Origin of the sequence: Clostridium culturomicium (assembly GCF_000821305.1) — a bacterium.
Lineage (GTDB): Bacteria > Bacillota > Clostridia > Clostridiales > Clostridiaceae > Clostridium_J > Clostridium_J culturomicium.
The window spans coordinates 1109919-1129998 of the sequence record NZ_CCXK01000017.1; the positions used below are offsets into that span (position 1 = coordinate 1109919).

At 30.6% G+C, this 20080-nt stretch carries 21 protein-coding genes and 1 riboswitch; of the genes, 7 read left to right on the forward strand and 14 right to left on the reverse strand.

Annotation, left to right across the window (positions count from 1 at the left end; all coding sequences use genetic code 11):
* Positions 1 to 133: 133 nt before the first annotated feature.
* The 8 genes from BN1075_RS17625 to BN1075_RS17660 all read right to left on the reverse strand — a co-directional run bounded on the left by BN1075_RS17625 (position 134) and on the right by BN1075_RS17660 (position 6875).
* Positions 134 to 1141 (reverse strand): electron transfer flavoprotein subunit alpha/FixB family protein, encoded by a 1008-nt coding sequence (locus tag BN1075_RS17625; RefSeq protein ID WP_040194606.1) that lies wholly within the window; start codon positions 1139 to 1141, stop codon positions 134 to 136.
* A 22-nt stretch (positions 1142 to 1163) separates the two neighbouring features.
* The gene (locus BN1075_RS17630) at positions 1164 to 1949 is read right to left on the reverse strand and encodes an electron transfer flavoprotein subunit beta/FixA family protein (RefSeq protein WP_040194607.1); all 786 of its coding nucleotides are present in this window, start codon (positions 1947 to 1949) and stop codon (positions 1164 to 1166) included.
* A gap of 13 nt (positions 1950 to 1962) precedes the next feature.
* Positions 1963 to 3102, reverse strand: a complete 1140-nt coding sequence (locus tag BN1075_RS17635; protein ID WP_040194608.1) for an acyl-CoA dehydrogenase — start codon at positions 3100 to 3102, stop codon at positions 1963 to 1965.
* Between the two features lie 793 nt (positions 3103 to 3895).
* Positions 3896 to 4411, reverse strand: a complete 516-nt coding sequence (locus tag BN1075_RS17640; RefSeq protein ID WP_040194610.1) for a hypothetical protein — start codon at positions 4409 to 4411, stop codon at positions 3896 to 3898.
* 183 nt (positions 4412 to 4594) lie between these two features.
* Positions 4595 to 5038 (reverse strand): hypothetical protein, encoded by a 444-nt coding sequence (locus BN1075_RS17645; RefSeq protein ID WP_040194612.1) that lies wholly within the window; start codon positions 5036 to 5038, stop codon positions 4595 to 4597.
* A gap of 219 nt (positions 5039 to 5257) precedes the next feature.
* On the reverse strand, positions 5258 to 5440 hold the full coding sequence (locus BN1075_RS17650) for a hypothetical protein (protein WP_040194613.1): 183 nt from the start codon (positions 5438 to 5440) through the stop codon (positions 5258 to 5260).
* A gap of 174 nt (positions 5441 to 5614) precedes the next feature.
* Positions 5615 to 6277, reverse strand: a complete 663-nt coding sequence (gene tenA, locus BN1075_RS17655) for a thiaminase II (protein ID WP_040194614.1) — start codon at positions 6275 to 6277, stop codon at positions 5615 to 5617.
* Positions 6249 to 6875: an energy-coupled thiamine transporter ThiT gene (locus tag BN1075_RS17660; protein ID WP_040194615.1), complete on the reverse strand. Its 627-nt coding sequence runs from the start codon at positions 6873 to 6875 to the stop codon at positions 6249 to 6251. Before BN1075_RS17660 ends, tenA begins: the two co-directional genes overlap by 29 nt.
* A 283-nt stretch (positions 6876 to 7158) precedes the next feature.
* Positions 7159 to 7263, reverse strand: a riboswitch (TPP riboswitch).
* 155 nt (positions 7264 to 7418) lie between these two features.
* On the opposite strand from BN1075_RS17660, the gene BN1075_RS17665 reads away from it, so the two are divergent.
* Entirely contained in the window at positions 7419 to 8765 is a 1347-nt protein-coding gene (locus BN1075_RS17665; RefSeq protein WP_040194616.1) for a putative DNA modification/repair radical SAM protein, read from the forward strand.
* A gap of 21 nt (positions 8766 to 8786) precedes the next feature.
* A complete protein-coding gene (locus BN1075_RS17670; RefSeq protein WP_040194618.1) occupies positions 8787 to 9527 on the forward strand; it encodes a TIGR03915 family putative DNA repair protein in 741 nt (246 codons plus the stop codon).
* A gap of 4 nt (positions 9528 to 9531) precedes the next feature.
* Here BN1075_RS17670 and BN1075_RS17675 read toward each other — a convergent pair whose 3' ends face one another.
* From BN1075_RS17675 to BN1075_RS22280, 4 genes are all read right to left on the reverse strand, one after another.
* Positions 9532 to 10449, reverse strand: a complete 918-nt coding sequence (locus BN1075_RS17675) for a DMT family transporter (protein ID WP_040194619.1) — start codon at positions 10447 to 10449, stop codon at positions 9532 to 9534.
* Between the two features lie 533 nt (positions 10450 to 10982).
* On the reverse strand, positions 10983 to 11522 hold the full coding sequence (locus BN1075_RS17680; RefSeq protein WP_148315539.1) for a hypothetical protein: 540 nt from the start codon (positions 11520 to 11522) through the stop codon (positions 10983 to 10985).
* Positions 11523 to 11537: 15 nt separating this feature from the next.
* Positions 11538 to 12164 carry a response regulator gene (locus tag BN1075_RS17685; protein ID WP_040194621.1) on the reverse strand — a complete coding sequence of 209 codons (627 nt, stop codon included), beginning with the start codon at positions 12162 to 12164 and terminating at the stop codon, positions 11538 to 11540.
* A gap of 1 nt (position 12165) precedes the next feature.
* Positions 12166 to 13212 (reverse strand): ATP-binding protein, encoded by a 1047-nt coding sequence (locus tag BN1075_RS22280; RefSeq protein ID WP_235777832.1) that lies wholly within the window; start codon positions 13210 to 13212, stop codon positions 12166 to 12168.
* 291 nt (positions 13213 to 13503) lie between these two features.
* Here BN1075_RS22280 and BN1075_RS17695 point away from each other — a divergent pair, with 291 nt between their 5' ends.
* From BN1075_RS17695 to BN1075_RS17705, 3 genes are read left to right on the forward strand one after another with little or no spacing between them, the layout of a single operon-like run.
* On the forward strand, positions 13504 to 14436 hold the full coding sequence (locus BN1075_RS17695; protein WP_040194623.1) for an ABC transporter ATP-binding protein: 933 nt from the start codon (positions 13504 to 13506) through the stop codon (positions 14434 to 14436).
* 12 nt (positions 14437 to 14448) lie between these two features.
* A complete protein-coding gene (locus BN1075_RS17700) occupies positions 14449 to 15564 on the forward strand; it encodes an ABC transporter permease (protein ID WP_040194624.1) in 1116 nt (371 codons plus the stop codon).
* The gene (locus BN1075_RS17705; protein ID WP_040194626.1) at positions 15551 to 16717 is read left to right on the forward strand and encodes an ABC transporter permease; all 1167 of its coding nucleotides are present in this window, start codon (positions 15551 to 15553) and stop codon (positions 16715 to 16717) included. Before BN1075_RS17700 ends, BN1075_RS17705 begins: the two co-directional genes overlap by 14 nt.
* 67 nt (positions 16718 to 16784) lie before the next feature.
* On the opposite strand, the gene BN1075_RS17710 is transcribed toward BN1075_RS17705, so the two are convergent.
* A complete protein-coding gene (locus BN1075_RS17710) occupies positions 16785 to 17324 on the reverse strand; it encodes a putative ABC transporter permease (RefSeq protein WP_235777833.1) in 540 nt (179 codons plus the stop codon).
* Positions 17325 to 17633: 309 nt separating this feature from the next.
* Here BN1075_RS17710 and BN1075_RS17715 point away from each other — a divergent pair, with 309 nt between their 5' ends.
* Positions 17634 to 17978, forward strand: coding sequence for a hypothetical protein (locus BN1075_RS17715; RefSeq protein ID WP_040194627.1), 345 nt, complete (start codon positions 17634 to 17636; stop codon positions 17976 to 17978).
* A 36-nt stretch (positions 17979 to 18014) separates the two neighbouring features.
* Here the strand turns inward: BN1075_RS17715 and BN1075_RS17720 are convergent, their stop codons facing one another.
* Positions 18015 to 19178: a site-2 protease family protein gene (locus BN1075_RS17720; protein WP_040194628.1), complete on the reverse strand. Its 1164-nt coding sequence runs from the start codon at positions 19176 to 19178 to the stop codon at positions 18015 to 18017.
* 184 nt (positions 19179 to 19362) lie between these two features.
* Between BN1075_RS17720 and BN1075_RS17725 the strand changes: the two genes are divergently transcribed.
* On the forward strand, positions 19363 to 20016 hold the full coding sequence (locus BN1075_RS17725) for an HD domain-containing protein (RefSeq protein WP_040194629.1): 654 nt from the start codon (positions 19363 to 19365) through the stop codon (positions 20014 to 20016).
* The last annotated feature ends 64 nt before the right edge of the window (positions 20017 to 20080 follow it).

Sequence of the window (20080 nt, forward strand, 5' to 3'; positions counted from 1 at the left end):
GCTGTGAACCTGATATTAATATTCTTTAAAAGCTTTTATAAATAAAAATAGATGCAGAATACTCGAAATATTCCGCATCCATTTTTATTTATTCAGTTTTTACTTTCACAACTTTAAAGTTTCAAACTAAAAATTAATTATTCATTTCCTTGAATTGAGCGATAAGCTCTGGAACTACCTTAGTTACATCTCCAACTAAAGCAACATCTGCAACTTTCATAATTGGACAATCAGCATCTTTGTTGATTGCAATGATGAAGTTTGACTCTTGCATTCCAGCTAAGTGTTGTATTGCTCCGGAGATTCCGCAAGCAATGTATATGTTCGGTCTTACTGTTTTACCAGTTTGTCCAACTTGAACTGCCTTCTCAACCCAGCCGTTATCTACAGCTGCTCTTGAACCTGCAACAGTTCCACCCATAACTCCTGCTAACTCATCTAAAAGTGCAAAGTTTTCTTTATTAGCCATTCCTCTTCCACCAGATACAAGTACCTTAGCTTCAGTGATATCTATCATTTCTTTTAAAGATTTAACAACTTCTATAGTTTCAGTTCTGATATCAGAAGCAGAAAGCTCTACTTTGAACTCTTCAACTGTGAAAGTTCTATTTGTATCTTTTGCTAATTTTTCGAAAACTCCTGGTCTTACTGTTGACATTTGTGGTCTATGATCTCCACAAACGATTGTAGCCATTAAGTTTCCACCGAAAGCTGGTCTTGTCATTAAAAGATTGTTGTTTTCTGGATCGATATCTAAAGAAGTACAGTCAGCCGTAAGTCCTGTAGAAAGTCTTCCAGAAACTCTTGGTCCTAAGTCTCTTCCAATAAAGCTAGCTCCTATGAAAATTATTTCTGGTTTCTTTATATTTACAACATCAGCTATAACTTTTGCATAACCATCAGTTGTATAGTGAGTTAAAAACTCATGGTCACATACAAGTACTTCATCAGCACCATAAGCTCCTAATTCATTTGTCATTGCTTCTATATTTTTATGTCCAAGAAGAAGAGCTGTAAGCTTAACTCCAAGCTTATCTGCTATTTCTCTTCCTTTTCCTAATAATTCTAATGCTACCTTTTGTAATTCTCCATCTCTTTGCTCTGCAAAGACCCAAACACCTTTATAATCAGTTATATTCATGATAATATCCTCCCCAACTCTCTTAGATTAAGTGCTTCTCTTTTAATTTTGCAAGTGCAACTGAAGCTGCCTCTTTTGGTGAAACGTTAAAGATTTCTCCTTGACCCTTTGCTTCTTTTGTCATAGACTTCTTAACCTTTGTAGGTGATCCTTTTAAACCTAATTTGTTAAGATCTACTTCCATATCAGCTACAGTCCAAACTTTAACTTCCTTCTCTTTAGCCATTGAGAATATGTTTCTGATATTCATGTATCTTGGTACGTTTAAAGTCTCTATTGCAGTTAAAAGAACTGGAGTGTTGACTCTTATGTTCTCATATCCATCTTCCCAAGCTCTTCTAACATTAAGAACACCTGGTTTCTCTTCAGATACTGCTTCTACATATGTGATTTGTGGCATTCCAAGGTGTTCAGCAATTTCTGGTCCTACTTGTGCAGTATCTCCATCAATAGCTTGTCTACCTGCGAATATTATGTCATAATCTAAGCCTTTTATAGCTGAAGCTAGCGCATAAGAAGTTGCAAGTGTATCTGCTCCTGCAAAGGCTCTGTCTGTAATAAGGATAGCTTCATCAGCACCCATAGCAAGCCCTTCTTCTAATGCAACCTTAGCTTGTGGAGGTCCCATTGTTATTAATGTTACTGTTCCACCGTAAGTATCTTTAAGAGCTAAAGCTCCCTCTATAGCATTTTTATCATCTGGATTTATGATTGAAGGAACACCATCTCTTATAAGAGTTCCTGTCTTTGGATCTATTCTAACTTCATTTGTATCTGGTACTTGTTTAACACAAACAACTATTTTCATCTTTCCTTACCTCCTACTTTAATAAGCTTCCTGCGATAACCATTCTTTGAACTTGAGAAGTTCCTTCATAGATTTCAGTTATCTTAGCATCTCTCATCATTCTTTCTACTGGATATTCTTTAGTGTATCCATATCCACCAAATAATTGAACTGCCTTAGTTGTAACATCCATTGCAACTTCTGAAGCGAATAATTTTGCTCTTGCAGCTTCAACTGTGTAAGGTTTTCCTGCATCCTTTAAGTAAGCAGCTTTATAAACTAGGTTTCTAGCTGCTTCGATTTGAGTGTCCATGTCAGCAACCATCCATTGTAATCCTTGGAATGCAGATAATGATCTATTAAATTGTTTTCTTTCTTTCATGTAAGCAACAGCTTCGTCTAAAGCTCCTTGAGCTATTCCTAATGCTTGAGCAGCTATTCCAATTCTTCCTCCATCAAGAGTTTTCATTGCAATACCAAAGCCTTTTCCTTCTTTTCCAAGCATATTCTCTTTTGGAACTACACAGTTTTCAAATACAAGCTCTGTAGTAGAAGATGCTCTTATTCCAAGCTTTTCTTCAACTTTTCCTATTGAGAATCCAGGGAAGCCTTTTTCAACGATGAATGCAGAGATTCCTCTAGTTCCTTTTGATTTATCAGTCATTGCGAATACTACGAAAATATCAGCAACTCCACCATTTGTTATGAATATTTTAGATCCGTTTAGGATGTAGTTATCTCCATCTAGAACTGCTGTAGTTTGTTGTCCTGCAGCATCTGTTCCTGCGTTTGGTTCTGTAAGACCAAAAGCACCTAGTTTTTCACCTTTTGCAAGTGGTACTAAGTATTTTTCCTTTTGCTCCTGTGTACCAAATTGGTATATTGGAGCTGCACATAATGAAGTATGTGCTGAAACTATAACTCCAGTAGTTCCGCAAACCTTAGAAAGTTCTTCTACTGTCATTACATAAGAAACGTTGTTTCCACCTGCTCCACCAAATTCAGTTGGGAATGGAATCCCTAGCATATTATATCTAGCCATTTTTTCAACGTTTTCCATTGGAAATCTTTCAGTTACATCTATTTCAGCTGCAATTGGTTTTACTTCGTTAATGGCAAATTCTCTAACCATTTGTTTTACAAGTTCTTGTTCCTTTGTGAATGAAAAATTCATTACAATAACCTCCATTTTTTCTAATAAATTTTAATTGTTTGTTAATTATTTATCTTTTAAGTTTAAAAATAATGGTGTTTATTGGCTTTTATTTAACTGACTCATTTCAGATATTAAAAGCTCATTGATTTGTAAAGGTTTAAAGCACAATTCATACCAATCTAATCATTAATTAAAAAATTAAAAAGTTTTCTTTAAAATTTTTCATAAATTAAATTAGTTCCCCAGCGAACTATGTTTAAATATTACATAGGAATTTATCGCTAAATCCCTTTTGGAGTATATGAACATATCCACACTTTCGTAATGATAAAATTTTAACTATCCCATTTCAAAGGAAAGCTTATACACTTAAATCATATAAGCTGTTGTTAATATATTTTCAATTAAATCATTTAAGAAAGCTTCAATTATAGAATGCTTGTCCATAAAATACTGTTACATAATTATATTTAATCATATAACAAAATATTTTTAATAACCACAAACAATTTGTTACTAGTAAAATTATTACTAGTACCTCTCTCCTTTTACATCATATGATATTTTTCTTGATTTTTCAATAGTTTTTTAATTTTTTATATAATTTAATTTTTCTGAATGTAATCCTATACACTTCAACGTGGAGAAACCATTGCAAATACTTACTTTTCCATTAATTGCTCATTAATTTATATTTTACTTTAATATACAAATCGCGTAGTTTGCCAATCTTCGTCATCCTATATATATTACTTAAATTTTCATACACATGAAAATTTAATGACATATCAAAATTGATATGTCATTAAATTTATTTATACCTTCTTCTATACTGTACAAGACCTGGACCTAGATAAACTAAAGCAGTAACCATTAAAGTGAATAACAACCAAATAACTAAAACTTCAAATGATATTGTAACTACATAATATGATATTAAACCTATGAGTCCCATCTGCCCTAGAATTAACATTATATAAAGGGTCTTGTCTATTAAGTCCTTTTCCTTATTATACTTGTCATAAGTACTTTTTATTAAATCAACTAAACACAGTACAGAAAGTAAATACATGATTAATGGTACTGCACCTTTAGAAACTAAATCCACCATATGTTTAAAGGTTGGAATTCGTTCTGTTCTTATTTCAGGTTCCTTATTTAAATTTTCTCCACCAAAAGCTCCAACGGCTACTGATTGTTCTGTAATATTGCTTTCATAACTCATGTCATAACTATTTTCCCATAAAGGTTTACTTAAATCTCTTGCCATAAAAACTGCAATAATTATTATACATGTCATAACTCCACATTTTATCTTAAACCACATATGTATCATCCCCCTGATTTCACAAACTACTATCTATATATGTACATTTCTTAGAATTTAGTACATTTTTAATTTTTCTTACTGGATTTGGTGATGTACAAATTTAATATAAAACTGAAAGATAAAATCAAATAAAAAATAAACTAACAACTTAATATTAGCCCGTTATTTTCAAAGCAGCCTTTATGGCAGATCTGGTATGACCTTGTATTTTACAAGTCGTTTCAATGCATCAAAGAATTCTTCTCCATAGGGCTCTGGATACTTTGTTCCTTTAAAGCTAAAACAATCTTTTTCAGTTTCTATTGTAATCTTCCATTTTCCTTCACTTGATTCCACTTCATCATCCATATCTGAAGTTAAGGATGATAAATCATATCTATTAAAAAATACTCTTTGAATTTCCCAAGGATTTATTTTGTATTCAAAGATTTCCTTCTTAGGTAAATCATAATTATATCCATAACCATAGTCATATTCATCGCTATACTCAATATCCCTTTCAAAAGTTGTTATTATCACCCCATCCTTCCTTAGCTCAATACTTCCTTTTGCAAAATCTGTATAGTATCTTATTTCTCCAATTGTATACTCAATAACGAATCTATCAACTTCTATCTCTTCCATTAAAACACCCCCAACTAAATTACATCACTACCATTAACCATGGTTTTATCCTTAGTCGGAAACTTAGTCATAATAAAATATATTCTCAATTAACCTTTTTAATTCATCATAACTTGTTGGAAAGCTTACTTTATTTAAAAGTAAAGAGTATGCTTTTCTAACGCATACTCCCTGTGCATAAACATTTAAATTTAAAGATGATTTGTAGTATTCTACTTACTATCCCCAAGTTTCATTACAATTGCTGCATAATTTATTACTGCTTAAATATTCTCTATTTCCACATCTAGCACAAGTACCGCAATTGTCATCCATATATGAAGCTAATTCTACTTCGCTATTATCTTCACTTTGAGGCATACTACTGTTACTTAGAGAATGACCATATAGATTATTAGCCATATTATTCCTCCTTCAATAAACCACTTATTTATCAAAAATAAGATTATTAACGTTATATTTACCAAAGGATTTTTTTTTATACATAAGATATTTTTAACAGAACTTTATTACATTTATTTCCTAGGAAATTTATCCACAAAATCTTAAATTCACCTAAACGAACTTTACATATCACTATTTATTGAACTTAAAATATGACATGTCCCAGAAATTCATTTCATGGATACTTGCATTCTTAAAAATTTCTACTAAAGCTTTCTGCCTCACTTCATCCATTTCCTGGCATAACTCATCTGCATATGTAGCCCACTGAACACAGCATTCTTTATAAGATTCACTGCTATAATCCTTAATAAAATCCCAATACTTTGTTGACTTAACCTGGGGGTTTTCCTTAATTATTTCTTCCGCAATAAAATTATAGCTAAACATACATGGCAATGTGGCCATTAATATTTCCGGTATTTCCTCCTTTAAAGCAATGCTAAGCATAAATTCTGCATAATCCTTATTTTCTTTTTTCATTTCTGTTCCTTCTATTGCCTCTTGTGTTATTCCCCAATTATTTAGGTATTTTATACGTGTTGCAGTCTCATCAGCATTAACAAAACTTAAAATGCTATAGAAATTTTGAATTTCCTTTAAAGTCTTAGACTTGTACATTCCTAATGCGTATACTCTTGCAAAATCCATTAAATATAAACTGTCTTGAATTATATAGTTTTTAAATCTCTCCTCTGACAGTTCTCCTGTGCTCAATTCTTTTATAAACGGATGTTTCATATACCCTTTCCATATGTACATAGAATTACTTACTGCTTTCTTGATTAATGACATAACTTCTTCCCCCTATAACTTTTTTAATATTTTTTAGTGGCATAAAAGATAATAAGATTACCGCTATTATTCCCTCTACTCCATGACTGGAAATATTATATGTAATAGAATATGCCCAAGGCCCTAATCCTGGTGGCGCATACTGTCCAAAGAATATGGCTCCTGAAAAAATATGAAAAGTAACATTTATAATAATGACTCCTAATGAAGCAGCTATCACATTCATTTTCTTTTCACATCCAAGAACTCCTGCGAAACCTAAAATTGATAAAGCAGGAATATGTTCAACAAATAACTGCATCGGATGAACTAACGCATAGCCTGGAACCACAATTATTGATAAAAGTGCTGAAATTAATCCACTCAAGACCGCAAGCTCACAGTTATAAGTTAGTGCTAACAGCATTGGTGGTAAAACCCCTAACAAAGCAATTGAAGCTCCTGTTGGTAATGGAACTCTAATAGTCCTTAACACCAGTGTCATTGCTGTTACAATTCCGATAATACACATACTCTTAGCATTTAACTTTATTTTTTTTATGGTTAAAACACATATAATTAAGTAAATAAAGGCTGCTCCATAAATTAAATAATTCATTTTTTCCCTCCTTGTACAATGTTTGTTTTAGGATCCCCCCCTCTCATATTCATTCGAAGAAGTGCTCTTCTGAGTAAATTTGATTTTCTAAATCAAAGATGACACTGTGGAAGTTCTGCTGACCAAATCATAGATTTGGAGCATCACTTCTGGAGTATCACTTCTGGAACATCACTTCTGGAGTATCATTTTTAGAAAACCACTTAAGTTCGTGAAGACAAAATCAGAGACTTGTATATTCGCTAAAAAGCAAATGGGATGCACCAAACTAAGTGCATCCCATGAAAAAACATCGTTTACTCCCTACGTTGGCATTATCCAAATCAGGTTATGGGTCGAAGTTTAACACTTCCTCTCAGCCTGTACACAAGCTCCCCTTTTTTTATTCTTTCTTGAAACAATAACATATATTTATTTAAAAGTCAAATTTTATAATATATTTTAGTATTGCAATAAGAAGTTTTTAGATATTAATAATCCCCCTTGAACACGAACAAATGTTCAAGTATACTAGTTATATATGATATATAAGAAGGTGATTAAATGGATTTAAGTGATAAGCTAAGAATTTTAAGTGGTGCAGCAAAATATGACGTTTCATGTTCATCCTCTGGTTCTAAACGTGGAAGTGCAAAAGGTGCCTTAGGTTCAACTTCCGAAGGAGGAATCTGTCACTCCTTTACTCCAGATGGACGCTGTATTTCTCTGTTAAAAATTCTTCTTACTAATTACTGTATATACGACTGTGCCTACTGTATAAATAGACGAACAAATAATGTAGAAAGAGCCGCCTTTTCCGTTGAAGAAGTTATTTCTTTAACTATGAATTTTTACAGAAGAAATTATATTGAAGGACTTTTTTTAAGCTCTGCTGTAATACAAAATCCAAACCATACCATGGAGATGCTTACTGCCGTTGTAAAAAAGCTTCGTATAGAACATAATTTCAGAGGATATATCCATTTAAAGGCTATTCCTGGTGCTGATGATACTTTAATAAAAGAAGCTGGACTCTACGTTGACAGAATGAGCGTAAATATTGAGCTTCCTTCTGATTCATCTCTTAAGCTTTTGGCTCCTGAGAAAAAGAAGGAGGAAATTTTCACACCTATGAAATCAATTAAGGAAAATATCCTAATCAGCAAGAGTGAAAGAAAATTTTCCCGTAAAGCTCCCCTCTTTGTTCCTGGAGGCCAATCAACCCAGATTATAGTTGGAGCTACAAAAGATAATGATTTAAATATCCTTAATCTAAGTGAAAATTTATATAATAGCTATGCTCTGAAAAGAGTTTATTACTCTGCATATGTACCTGTTAATTCAGGAAATAATCTGCCTGAGCTGAAAAATCCTCCAACCCTTCGTGAGCACCGCTTGTATCAAGGGGACTGGCTTTTAAGAATCTATGGATTTAAAGCTAAAGAAATATTAAATGAAAAAACACCAAACTTTGATATTAATTTTGACCCAAAAACCAATTGGGCTCTTAGTAACCTTGATATTTTCCCTGTGGAAATAAACACAGCCCCCTACGAAACCTTAATAAGAATTCCAGGTATAGGAATTAAAGGAGCTATGAAAATTATTAATGCTAGAAAAATCTCCTTTTTAAATTTTTATGATTTAAAAAAACTTGGAGTTGTTATAAAAAGGGCTCAATATTTTGTGGTTTGCAAAGGGAAATATTATGGTGCAGTAGATTTAGATGAAGAAAAGGTTAGAGCAGCCCTTAAGCCTAAAATTGATTTAAATTATGTAGAAAATGAAGACTGCAAACAATTAAGCCTATTTGACATCCCTGCTTTAAGTAAATCAACTGCTCTTCCACCAGTTCAGGATAAAACTCTTCTATTAGAAGATAGAAGTTCCTATATCACTGGTGAATTATAGAATGGTGTAAAGGAGTTTTTAATGAAAGAATTTATATATGATGGTTCCTTCGAGGGCTTGCTTACTTGTATATTCTATGGGTATCCACTAAAGGAGGATGTTAAAATAACCTCACAGGATAACTATATACCATCCTTAATTACGGAACCGAAAGAAATTAAAACTGAACAAGATAAATTTGAAAGAGTTTATGAAAGTATAGAAAATAAATTAAGTCCTTCCACCCTTAGAAATGTATATTATCTATATTTAAGCGAAATCCAAGGTGTAGAAACCTTAATTTTTAACTATATTAAACTATGTTATAAATATGGAGATAAAATAAACATGGCTAAAAATAACGACATCATTATTTTAGTGGATAGATACTGTAAAAGAGTATCCTATGAAAGTCATCGTTTTACTGGTTTTGTAAGATTTAAAGAAATTGGACCTTTAACCTTTTATGCACCTATAGAGCCAGACCATAATATTCTACCACTTTTAACAGATCACTTTATCAGTAGATTCTCAGACCAAAATTTTATTATTCATGATTTAAAAAGAAATCTTGCCATAATCTATAATAAAACTGAAGTAACTATATCTCCTCTTGAAAATAAAAAAGGAGAAGAGCTTATGCTCTCCTCTCATATGGATAACTTTGAGGACCTATGGAAAGAATTTTATAAATCCGTTAATATAGAGGAAAGAAAAAATCCTACCTGCCAAAAGAGAATGATGCCAACGCGATATTGGAAGCACTTAACGGAAATGAATTAAACTCTTACTCCTTCACTTCTAATTGTGAAGGAGTTTCTTTTTTCCGAAACTTAATATCACTTTCCTGATAAGATAAAGCAATAAAAACACATATACCTCCAAGTATCCCTGCAGCACCAAGACTTTCACCTAAAACAATATAAGAAGCAATTACTCCAAATACAGGTTCTAAAGAAAAAATTACACCTACTCGGTCTGAACTAATAAATTTTTGACATGCCGTCTGAAGATAAAAAGCTATAGCTGAACAGAAAACGCCTAGTAAAATTAAGGTAAATACACTTAGCCCTGATGGTGCTATTGGCATAGTTTCAGTAAAAAAGGCAATTATAAATCCAAATACTGATACAAAAAATAACTGAATAATGGTTAGCAATGCAGCATCATTGTCCTTTGCCAAAACCCCTGTAATTACCACATGGAACCCATAACAAAGAGCCCCCAGAACACATATTAAATCACCACTGAAAAAAGCTAATCCCATTTCTTTAGTATAAGATAATAGAAATAATCCTAAGGTACAGAAAACAACACTAATAATAGTTTTCTTTGTCACTCTGACATTTAAAAATATTCTTAATATAAATGGAATTAATAAAACATGAATGCAGGTAAAGAACGATGCCCTTGATGAAGTCGTATACATAATTCCTACCGTTGCAAAAATATATGTTAAAAATAAAAATAAGGATAGAATTAATCCATTTTTCACTAATTTCTTATCTATTAATCTCAATTTCTTATAAAATAAAATACTTAATGTGATAGCTGCAATTCCAAAACGAAAACCTATCATATAAAAAGTTGGAAAATACTCTCCTACTATTTTTAAGGCTGGAAATCCAAATCCCCAGAATATTGTCACTATAATTAAACCAATAATACCCAAATTTTCTTTTTTAATTTTACATATCTTGTCCAAAATCTTTCCCCCATTCAAAATCACTTGTTTTAATCAAAAGTCTTTCTTTAAATCATATTCCAATTTCAGGTTTAAAAAGAACCCCCTATTTATAGTATTTTATTAAAAACTCCCCTGCTTCCCTTCGCTTGATATTTTCCCTACGTTTCTCATCCCTTCACCTTTATATTTTCAATAATAAGCTCATATTAACTCTTTTATCTCTACCAACAACCATCTTTTTTTAGAAAAATAATATTTTTCCTAATAGTTGCACATTAAATTATAGCCATATTCTTACCTTTCCACAAGGTCATTTTCTTTTCTAAGCAAAGTTATCAAAAATTTGTTGTATTAATAAACGCCCTTCAAATTCTTGATAAGCTCCTGATACAAAGTATATTTCAAATAGTCTTGAGGAGTTCTCCTTTGAAACCAGAGTAGAAGTTGATAAAAATAAAGCCATGAAATATGGCTAAACTTATACTTAAAGGCTTAAACTATAATAAGGCATATAAAGTATTACATAATACTTTATATGCCTTACTTTTTTATTAGACAAATATGTTTAACCTTCCATTTTCATAGATATTTTCTGATACACCTAATGCTATTAATCCTCCAAATAGAAATACTGCATTAGCAAAATTAATTTTTATGAAGTTGTCGATGTTCACAGTATTGTCACCACTCATAACTGATTTATATGCCAGTTGAAACTTTCTATATCCCACACTCATTATAATAATTCTTGCAAAAATTCCTGCATAAATAGAGTAAACGACTAAAGCATCAGGATTATATATCATCTCCTCACTATTAGTATACTTCTTGTAAATAGCCTTAATTCCATTTGTCGTTGCCTGTATGGATAAAATGTCTGAAATAAAACTAATTATATTTCCATTCAGCAAAATTTTAAGTAGTTCAATTGCTACTCTATCATTCTCACTCATCTTTATGTAATCACTATTGCCAGCTGAAGTATTTGATGTAGTGCTGCTGCCATAGCTTGCATTGGTCATCTCTTCACCTTCTATGAAATTGATTCCTACTTTATAATATAAGTATAATGAAACTTTTGATACCTTCATAACTAAAGATAAATATTAAGTTAAATTATTAAAATAAAAAATTGCTAACTGTGTTCTATCTCTCAACTCTAGTTTTTCTAAGATGGAACTTATATAATTTCTAATTGTCCCCTCACTTAAAAATAATTCATTAGCTATCTCTTTATTTGAAAACCCTTTTGAGACCAGATTTATGATATCAAATTCTTTCTCGGATAAATCAAATTGTGATATATCCTTTTTATGATTAGTCTCTTTTAAAATTGAAGGAAGCTTAGATACAACTTCTTGTCCAAAAACACTTTGCCCTCCATAAACTGCCTTTAATGCAGATACAATTCCTTCAAAATGCTGCTTTAAAATATACCCTTTAGCTCCAAGCTTTAAAGCTGTAATTATATATTCATCATCTTCGAAGGTAGTAAGGAATAATATCTTAGCATCACTATGTTTTTTTAAAATTGACTTACCAGCTTCTAATCCCGTCATACCGTCCATTCGTATGTCCATAAGCATTATATCTGGTTTATACTCATTATATAGCTCTATAGCTTCTTCTCCACTATATCCTAAAGCCTTAACTTCAATGGAGCTGGAGGCCTCTATAATTGTTTTTAGTGACATGCAAATTAATTTATCATCATCAACTACAACTATCTTCATTTTAACCCTCTCCCTTCATAATTGAAATAAATATCTTAAATCCATTTATATCATCAAAATTAGTAATTCCATTCAAATTATTAACCCTGTTTCTTATTCCCTCTAATCCAATTCCATTATCCTTCCTAGCTTGCTTTTTTGTTCCATTATCAATAATAATCAATTGAATAAGCTTTGGGTGTTCATAAAGGCTTATGGTAACTTTAGTTGCATTAGAATGTTTCATTACATTAGCTAAAGCCTCTTTTATAATTGCTATCAAAGCATATTTTAAATTTATATCTAAATCCATATTAATTTCATAGTTTAAAACAGCCTCACAAAAGGAAAAATCTTCAACTATATTTTTAAGCTGAATATATAGATCTACTGAATCTTCATGAAGATTGTGTACACTATTTCGAATTGAATTCATTCCTTCATCAAGTGTACTTTTTATATTTGTTAACATTGCCTTTGTAACCTCTTCCTTTGAAATTGCAAGAACAGCACCTATTTGAAGTATTGAACTGGTTAACAGATGTCCTACATTATCATGAATCTCTCGTGCAATTCTATTTCTCTCATTTAATGTTGCAAGCTTTACCTGAAAATCCTCTCTATTTATCAAATCATCTACTTTCTTTTCAAGATTAATAGACATTTCCATAAGTTCATCTCTTTTTCTTATGTATTCTTCATGAAGCTTTCTATATTGTACTGCTTTATATTTTAATATAAAACTAATTATAATCATAACTGATAAAAACATATTAATATGGGGTTCAAAATTTTGAAGTTCTACAATCCATGGTATTAGGACAGCAGCTGCTATTATCCTTCGATTAGTTAAAAATAAATCATATAAAATTAGAGGAATGCCTAATAAAAATGCCGGCTGAACAAAGGAAAGAATCAAGAGCAAAATGCATAAGGCTACATTAACCCTCTCACTAGCAAAGAACTCTATAATTGCCGATATGGAAATGATAACCAGCATTGGTATTATAACACTTTTTGTATCATAACTAAGAAGAAGCATTGTTAGTACTCCAATAAAAATTATCAATTTATTTAAAATATTGCTGGTAATAATAATTCCCCCTTTACAACATCCCAATTTAAATATTATTTAAGTAAATAAATAATATCATATACTTCTCAACATTTTAACATGAATTCATAAATATTACATTTGTCATATGTAAGTGATGACATTTAACACTTACTGCCATATTAAAAATATCATAAAATAAAATTATAGAAACTACTCATAGTATTTATTTAAAGGAAGTAGTTCAAACTTAAAATTTATGTATATATCTCAATAATTTAAAATGTCACTTATGGAGGTTGTATTATGATAGTAAAAATTGAAAACCTAGTTAAAAGATATGGAGATTTAATAGCATTAGATCATTTAAATTTAAGCATTAAGGAAAAAGAAATATTTGGTCTTCTTGGACCAAATGGTTCTGGAAAAACCACTACAATAAACTGTATCCTTTCCCTTCTTAAATTTGATAAAGGAAGTATTGAAGTATTCGGTAAAGAGATGACTCCAACGGCTTATGATTTGAAAAGAGACATCGGAATAGTAATGCAGAATGTAGCTGTATTTGATGATTTGAGTGTTTATGAAAACATTGACTACTTCTGCGGACTTTATATAAAAGACAAGAAAAAAAGAAAGGCTTTAGTTGAAGAAGCCATTGAATTTGTTGGCTTAAGCGAGTTCAAAAAATTCACTCCAAAAAAACTAAGTGGCGGCCTTCTAAGGAGATTAAATATTGCCTGTGGAATTGCCCATAAACCAAAACTAATAATTTTAGACGAGCCTACCGTTGCTGTAGACCCTCAAAGCAGAAATCATATCCTTGAGGGAATAAAAAAACTAAATGAAGATGGTGCAACCATAATATACACCTCCCACTATATGGAGGAGATTGAGCAACTTTGTACCTCTATTGCCATCATGGATAAAGGTAAAGTCATTGCAAATGGTACAAAGGAAGAATTAAAGTCAATGATATCTCATGGAGAAAAAGTGGTAATTGAAGCCTTTGGTATTCAAGAAAACCAGTTAAAATCCTTATATGCTCTTCCGAAGGTTACCTCCGTTGAATATCTAGATAATTTACTAACAATAAAAACTAAAAGTTCTAACAGTAGTCTTGGCAAAATTACAGATATTCTTGAAAATAATAATATTTCCTATGGAAAAATTTATTCTGAACTTCCAACTCTAAATGATGTATTTTTAGAGATTACTGGTAAGCAGCTTCGTGATTAAAGGAGGATTTCTATGTTTTTTCATATATATAAATATCAATTAAAGCTTAAACTCAAAGACAAAATAAGTACCTTCTGGTCCTTAGCCTTCCCCGTAATTTTAGCTCTCTTATTTAACGTAGCTTTTTCAAACATTATGAATGGAGAAGAATTTCAGAAAATAGATATAGCTGTTGTAAGTAAATTTGAAGAAACTACAAATTTTGATAATGCACTAAAAGAAAGTGATTTATTTAACATTAAAAAAGTAGACAAGAAAAGAGCTGAAGTCCTTCTTGCTTCGAATGAAATTTCTGGTTATATAAATGAAGGTAATGAAATTTCCATTATCGTTAGCAAATCAGGTATTAATCAATCAATACTAAAGGAGTTTGTTGATACCTATGAACAGCGTAGTTCAACCATTGAAAATATCATAAAAACAAATCCTGAAGCACTTCAAAATAATTTTTTTGAAGAAGTTTCAACAATGAATGTGTACACCAAAGAAATTTCCATAGGAAATTCCACTAACATTGTGGTTATCTACTTTTATACCTTAATTGCCATGGTAACTTTGCTTGGTGCAAACTTTGGTTGTGATGACATATTAAATATCCAGGCAAATCAATCTCCAAGAGCTGCAAGAATAAATGTTGCTCCTGAAAATAAACTTAAGATATTTCTGCCTTCTCTATGTGCTACCATGACTTATCATTTCTCTATAGTTTTTATTTATATTTTATTTATAAATAAAATTCTAAAAGTAGATTTTGGTTCTACCTTAGGTCCTGTAATCCTTCTTGCTTTTGTAGCTTGCTTTGCGGCAGTTTCTATGGGAACCATGATTAGTGCACTAATCAACAAAAAATTGAGCATAAAGACCGCCGTAATTCTTGTTATCACTATGGTAGGTTCTTTTTTATCTGGTATGATGGCTGTTCAAGTAAAATATTTAGTACAAAAATATGTACCCCTTGTATCATACATTAATCCTGCTAATCTAATAACTGACGGACTTTATTCCCTATATTATTACGATGGGTTCACCAGATATTTTATTAATCTAGGTCTTCTAGGGACTCTAGGTATTATATTTATAATAATAACTTATTTAGTACTAAGGAGGCAGCAATATGCAAGTATTTAAGCAATATTTTAAAATTATAAGAAAAAGTGTATTCTGGTCATTATTTATGTATGCTGTTATATTTATTGCAATGTCAATAATGTTTAGTACTACAGGAAATAATTCCTCCACAGGATTTGAAACTACTAAATGTAAGGTTGCAGTTTTTAATGAAGATAATTCTCCATTAGCTGACAATGTTGAAAATTTTATTAAAGCTAACTCTACTGTAGTAACACTTGAAAACAATAAAGATAGCATAAAAGATTCCCTCTTCTTTAGAGATAGTGAACTAGTTATTACAATACCGAAAGGTTTTGGAGATGCCTTTAACACTGAAACTCCACTTTCTCTTCAAACTCAAAGCATTCCTGATTCAACTAGCAGTGTTTTAGTGAAAAATATGATTAATAACTATCTAAACACCACTAGCTTATATTTAAAAACTACTGCTATTAAAGACTTTAATGAAATAGGAACCTTGGTAGAAAAAGATTTAGCTGTAGAAAGTAAAATTACCTTAAATAACGGTGAAGTCCTTAAAGATAAAAATGGATCTTACTATTACTTCAACTATCTATGTTATCCCCTTTTATGTATGCTAATTTTAGGAATTTCATTAATTTCTGGTATTTTTAATGGTAAGGATTTAAAAATGCGAAATCTTTGCTCTCCAATTGGAATAAAAAGCTTCAATCTTCAATTGTTCTTAGGACACATTGTTTTATCATTATTTATCTGGATATTATTCATAATAATTTCCTTTATAATGTATCCTTCAGAAATGATCACTATCAATGGATTATTGCACATAATAAATTCTCTTATTTTTACAATAACAGCATTGAGCTTAAGCTTTTTCATTGGAAATATTGCCACCAAAAATTCTGTTTATGCTATTTGCAACTGCGTTGCCTTAGGAAGCTGCTTCTTAGGTGGTGCTTTTGTTCCACAAGAAATGTTAAGTTCTGCAGTTGTTAAACTATCTATGATAAATCCTGTTTATTGGTATGTTCACGTCAATGATACCATTAGTTCAATGTCAAAATTCAACTTTACAACACTGAAGCCAGTTCTTTTTGAGTTTATGATATTAACTGCCTTTGCCTTAACTTTTTTAAGCATTGGACTTGTAACAATCAAACAAAAAAACCTTACAGCTTCAAATGATTAAAATAATTAAAGGCAGTATAGTAAAGTTTACTATACTGCCTTTATAAATTTTATATTATTCATGCACTCTAATTCTTAATCCTTACTCTTTGAAGGTTAAATTCTTTAATAAAAGTTGTTCCAATATCAACCAGAATTATTATACTAAGAAATGCTACGATTAAAAATGCTATTGGTGAGATTATATCAAATATAGTATTAACTATAAATGGTTGAAAATATTTAATGCCTATAAAAGTTAATACAGTCCAAGCAAAAGAAAAACTTAAACAAACTAGCCCTTGATAATTGTAATTAAGCTCAGAATAATCCCAATAATTCTTATGAAAATATCTTCTAATTAAATATCCTGTAACATATTCTACTATTGTAGGCACAATAAAACATAATCCTAACAAAATTATCAAATTTATTTTTGTAAATTCAGCAAAAAATATTAATATTGTCATTGCAATGGCATACATAGGTTTAAACGGACCGCTTAAAAATCCATCCTCTTGTAAATGTCCCTTTGCAAAATATGAAAAAAGGTTTTCTATTATCCAGCCTAAAAAACCATATAGGAAAAAGCTCATTGATAAGTATATCAACATATCATAACTACTCACATAACTCACTCCTTAAGTAAATATCCAAATCTTTGATTTGGTTAATACAAAACTAAGTCACAGTCCAAATCAAGGATTTGGTTACTGAAACTTAATCTTTAAGCTATCCTTCGAATAAATATAAGAAGGAGTTTCCCTCATAAAGGTAGTATTTCCTAAAATGTATATATTATGTAATGAATTTTTATAAATTTTTTAGTATTTTAAAATATAAATATTTAGAATATACTCTAAATTCATTAAATTTATGGTAGAATAAGTTAAGGAATATTGTACATATTTTTACATAATTATCGAAGGAGTGATATAATGACAATATTTAAGAAAAAAATAGGTGTTGGCACCTTGGCGCTTCCCCTGTTTTTAATTGGCCTTATATTAGTTTGTCAATTTGTTTATTATTCAATAGGAGAAGATATCTTAAGTCTTCTTAGTTTAAGAACAGCCGCTGCTGATTTTCAGTTTGGAAATGGACAAGCAGTTTATTTTTCATTAGTTTTTACTATTCCATCCCTTGTCCTTGGATATACATTTGGTGATCATTTTGGTGCAAGAGCAGGACGAACTCTTTCTATGTTTTTAATCGGAGGTATATTAGCCTTTTCAATAGGATATAGAATTGGATTTGACTATTTAATAAAGTTTATTACGTAAAAAGAGCCTCAGCTTTAAACAAAAGCTGAGGCTTTTTTATATATTATTTGATTGATTTATATTTATGTTATTTAAGTAATCCATAAGCATTAATTCCATTTCAATCTCACCTTTAATTGGATAAGTCTTTGCTAGCGCCTTTCCTTCCTCATATATTACTCTAGCCTTATTTATATCTCTCTTAAAAAGGAGCTCATAGGACATCTCAACTCTTTTCTTGCTTATCATTCCTTTGCAAGCATTTATATACTTTAGAAGCTCTTTATTATATAACCTTTGCACTAAATTACTTTCACCATTTAAAACCAATTCTAAGAATATCTTTTCACAAGCAATCTCATATCTATATATACCTAAAATATTATTTAAATATGGATTTAAGCTATTCAGTAGCTCACGCCCTTTTTCAAATTCCATTTTATCTAGATAATAATTATACTCCATTAAAATCAACGCTATATTTAATGGACTCGAAGCATCTCCTCCTTGGAATTTAAAGTCATCTATATTCATTTCTCTTGGTCTTACCCCCATTGATAAAAGTCCATTAAACCTCAATTGGCTATAAAAAGCTTTCCTTGCTTCCTTATCCTTAATCATTGACATTACATTACTGCCATCATTTGCTATCCCCGTAATCTTTAATGGTATCCCATTAAGAAGTGCACTAATAATCCCAACACCCCCAAATACTAAAAGAAAACCCTTTAACCAAGGTGCTGTTTCATTGAAAAATACAACAATTAAAATTGGCATAATCCCAAAAACTAAATTAAAAATTACACCTCCAAGGTTATATAGAATAAATGGTACCCTTTCTTCATCTTCTTCTGGCGGCATCAATAAACACTGTCCTCCAGTTCCAGGTATACTAAATTTTTTAATCTTCCATTTTCCTTCATCCCTTATTATCGTTGCTGACCCTATTCTAAAAGATACAAATGTATATCCTGATAATAATCCACAAACAAGGTGTCCACTTTCATGAATAATAATTTGAATTAAAAAGGACGCTAAAACTAAAACAAATACTATTAGAACTTTTATTATTTCCATTAATATTCCTTCTTCTTTAAAATATGTACCCATAAAATTTATAGCTATTGCACTAATTAGAACTCCAAAGATAACCCCCAGTATTAAACCTATTATAATAAAAGCAGTTCCTTTATTTATTTTTTTACATCTAGGTTCCTTCATATAAATTCCTCCTTTTTCTAAAATAATTAATTTAATTATTTTAATTTTTCATCACTTCAAATTGTAAGTATTAGTTTCTTATATAAAATTATAGCATAATCATAATTTATTTATGGTTAATAATCCATTTTATTTATTACTATTCACATTTTTTATGCTAAAATAATTTCTAGGCGGTGATTGAATGAATAAAAATAAAATATTAAACGAAACAAAAGAGTTCGTAAAAAGCAAATTAATTGGTGAAGGTAGTGGACATGATTATTACCACGCACTACGTGTTTATAAAACCGCTTCTTATATTGCCGAAAAAGAAGGAGCGGATACCTTTATAGTTTCTCTTGCAGCCCTTCTTCATGATATTGATGATTGGAAGTTTTCCTTAAATAACGAAACTACTACTTCAAGAATTGAAGATTTTATGAATTCCATTGGTGTAAGTAAAGACATCATTGAAATAATATGCTATATTATTAAAACAATTTCCTTCAAAGGTGGTGTGGTTGATTCTACTCAACATACAATTGAAGGAATGATTGTTCAAGATGCTGACAGATTAGATGCAATTGGTGCCATTGGCATTGCAAGAACTTTTACCTATGGTGGAAGTAAAAAACAAGTAATATATGACCCCCATATTTCCCCTAAAACTTTTACAACCTTAAATCAAGTAAAAACCGAAGAAAATCATACTATAAATCACTTCTATGAGAAATTATTAAAACTTAAATATTTAATGAATACTAATACTGGTAGAATATTAGCTGAAAAACGTCATAAATACATGGAAGATTTTCTTGAGGAATTTTACAATGAATGGAATTGTACTTTTGCTTAATACATTTAAAAATGCTAAAAAATAAAAAACATTGATGAACATTTTGAACTTAAAAATAAACAGT

Bases quoted from the DNA above. Each gene is read 5' to 3' on its own strand.
- BN1075_RS17625 (WP_040194606.1), bottom strand. From the start codon at position 1,141: ATGAATATAACTGATTATAAAGGTGTTTGGGTCTTTGCAGAGCAAAGA.
- BN1075_RS17630 (WP_040194607.1), bottom strand. From the start codon at position 1,949: ATGAAAATAGTTGTTTGTGTTAAACAAGTACCAGATACAAATGAAGTT.
- BN1075_RS17635 (WP_040194608.1), bottom strand. From the start codon at position 3,102: ATGAATTTTTCATTCACAAAGGAACAAGAACTTGTAAAACAAATGGTT.
- BN1075_RS17640 (WP_040194610.1), bottom strand. From the start codon at position 4,411: ATGTGGTTTAAGATAAAATGTGGAGTTATGACATGTATAATAATTATT.
- BN1075_RS17645 (WP_040194612.1), bottom strand. From the start codon at position 5,038: ATGGAAGAGATAGAAGTTGATAGATTCGTTATTGAGTATACAATTGGA.
- BN1075_RS17650 (WP_040194613.1), bottom strand. From the start codon at position 5,440: ATGGCTAATAATCTATATGGTCATTCTCTAAGTAACAGTAGTATGCCT.
- tenA (WP_040194614.1), bottom strand. From the start codon at position 6,277: ATGTCATTAATCAAGAAAGCAGTAAGTAATTCTATGTACATATGGAAA.
- BN1075_RS17660 (WP_040194615.1), bottom strand. From the start codon at position 6,875: ATGAATTATTTAATTTATGGAGCAGCCTTTATTTACTTAATTATATGT.
- BN1075_RS17665 (WP_040194616.1), top strand. From the start codon at position 7,419: ATGGATTTAAGTGATAAGCTAAGAATTTTAAGTGGTGCAGCAAAATAT.
- BN1075_RS17670 (WP_040194618.1), top strand. From the start codon at position 8,787: ATGAAAGAATTTATATATGATGGTTCCTTCGAGGGCTTGCTTACTTGT.
- BN1075_RS17680 (WP_148315539.1), bottom strand. From the start codon at position 11,522: ATGAAGGTATCAAAAGTTTCATTATACTTATATTATAAAGTAGGAATC.
- BN1075_RS17685 (WP_040194621.1), bottom strand. From the start codon at position 12,164: ATGAAGATAGTTGTAGTTGATGATGATAAATTAATTTGCATGTCACTA.
- BN1075_RS17695 (WP_040194623.1), top strand. From the start codon at position 13,504: ATGATAGTAAAAATTGAAAACCTAGTTAAAAGATATGGAGATTTAATA.
- BN1075_RS17700 (WP_040194624.1), top strand. From the start codon at position 14,449: ATGTTTTTTCATATATATAAATATCAATTAAAGCTTAAACTCAAAGAC.
- BN1075_RS17705 (WP_040194626.1), top strand. From the start codon at position 15,551: ATGCAAGTATTTAAGCAATATTTTAAAATTATAAGAAAAAGTGTATTC.
- BN1075_RS17715 (WP_040194627.1), top strand. From the start codon at position 17,634: ATGACAATATTTAAGAAAAAAATAGGTGTTGGCACCTTGGCGCTTCCC.
- BN1075_RS17720 (WP_040194628.1), bottom strand. From the start codon at position 19,178: ATGAAGGAACCTAGATGTAAAAAAATAAATAAAGGAACTGCTTTTATT.
- BN1075_RS17725 (WP_040194629.1), top strand. From the start codon at position 19,363: ATGAATAAAAATAAAATATTAAACGAAACAAAAGAGTTCGTAAAAAGC.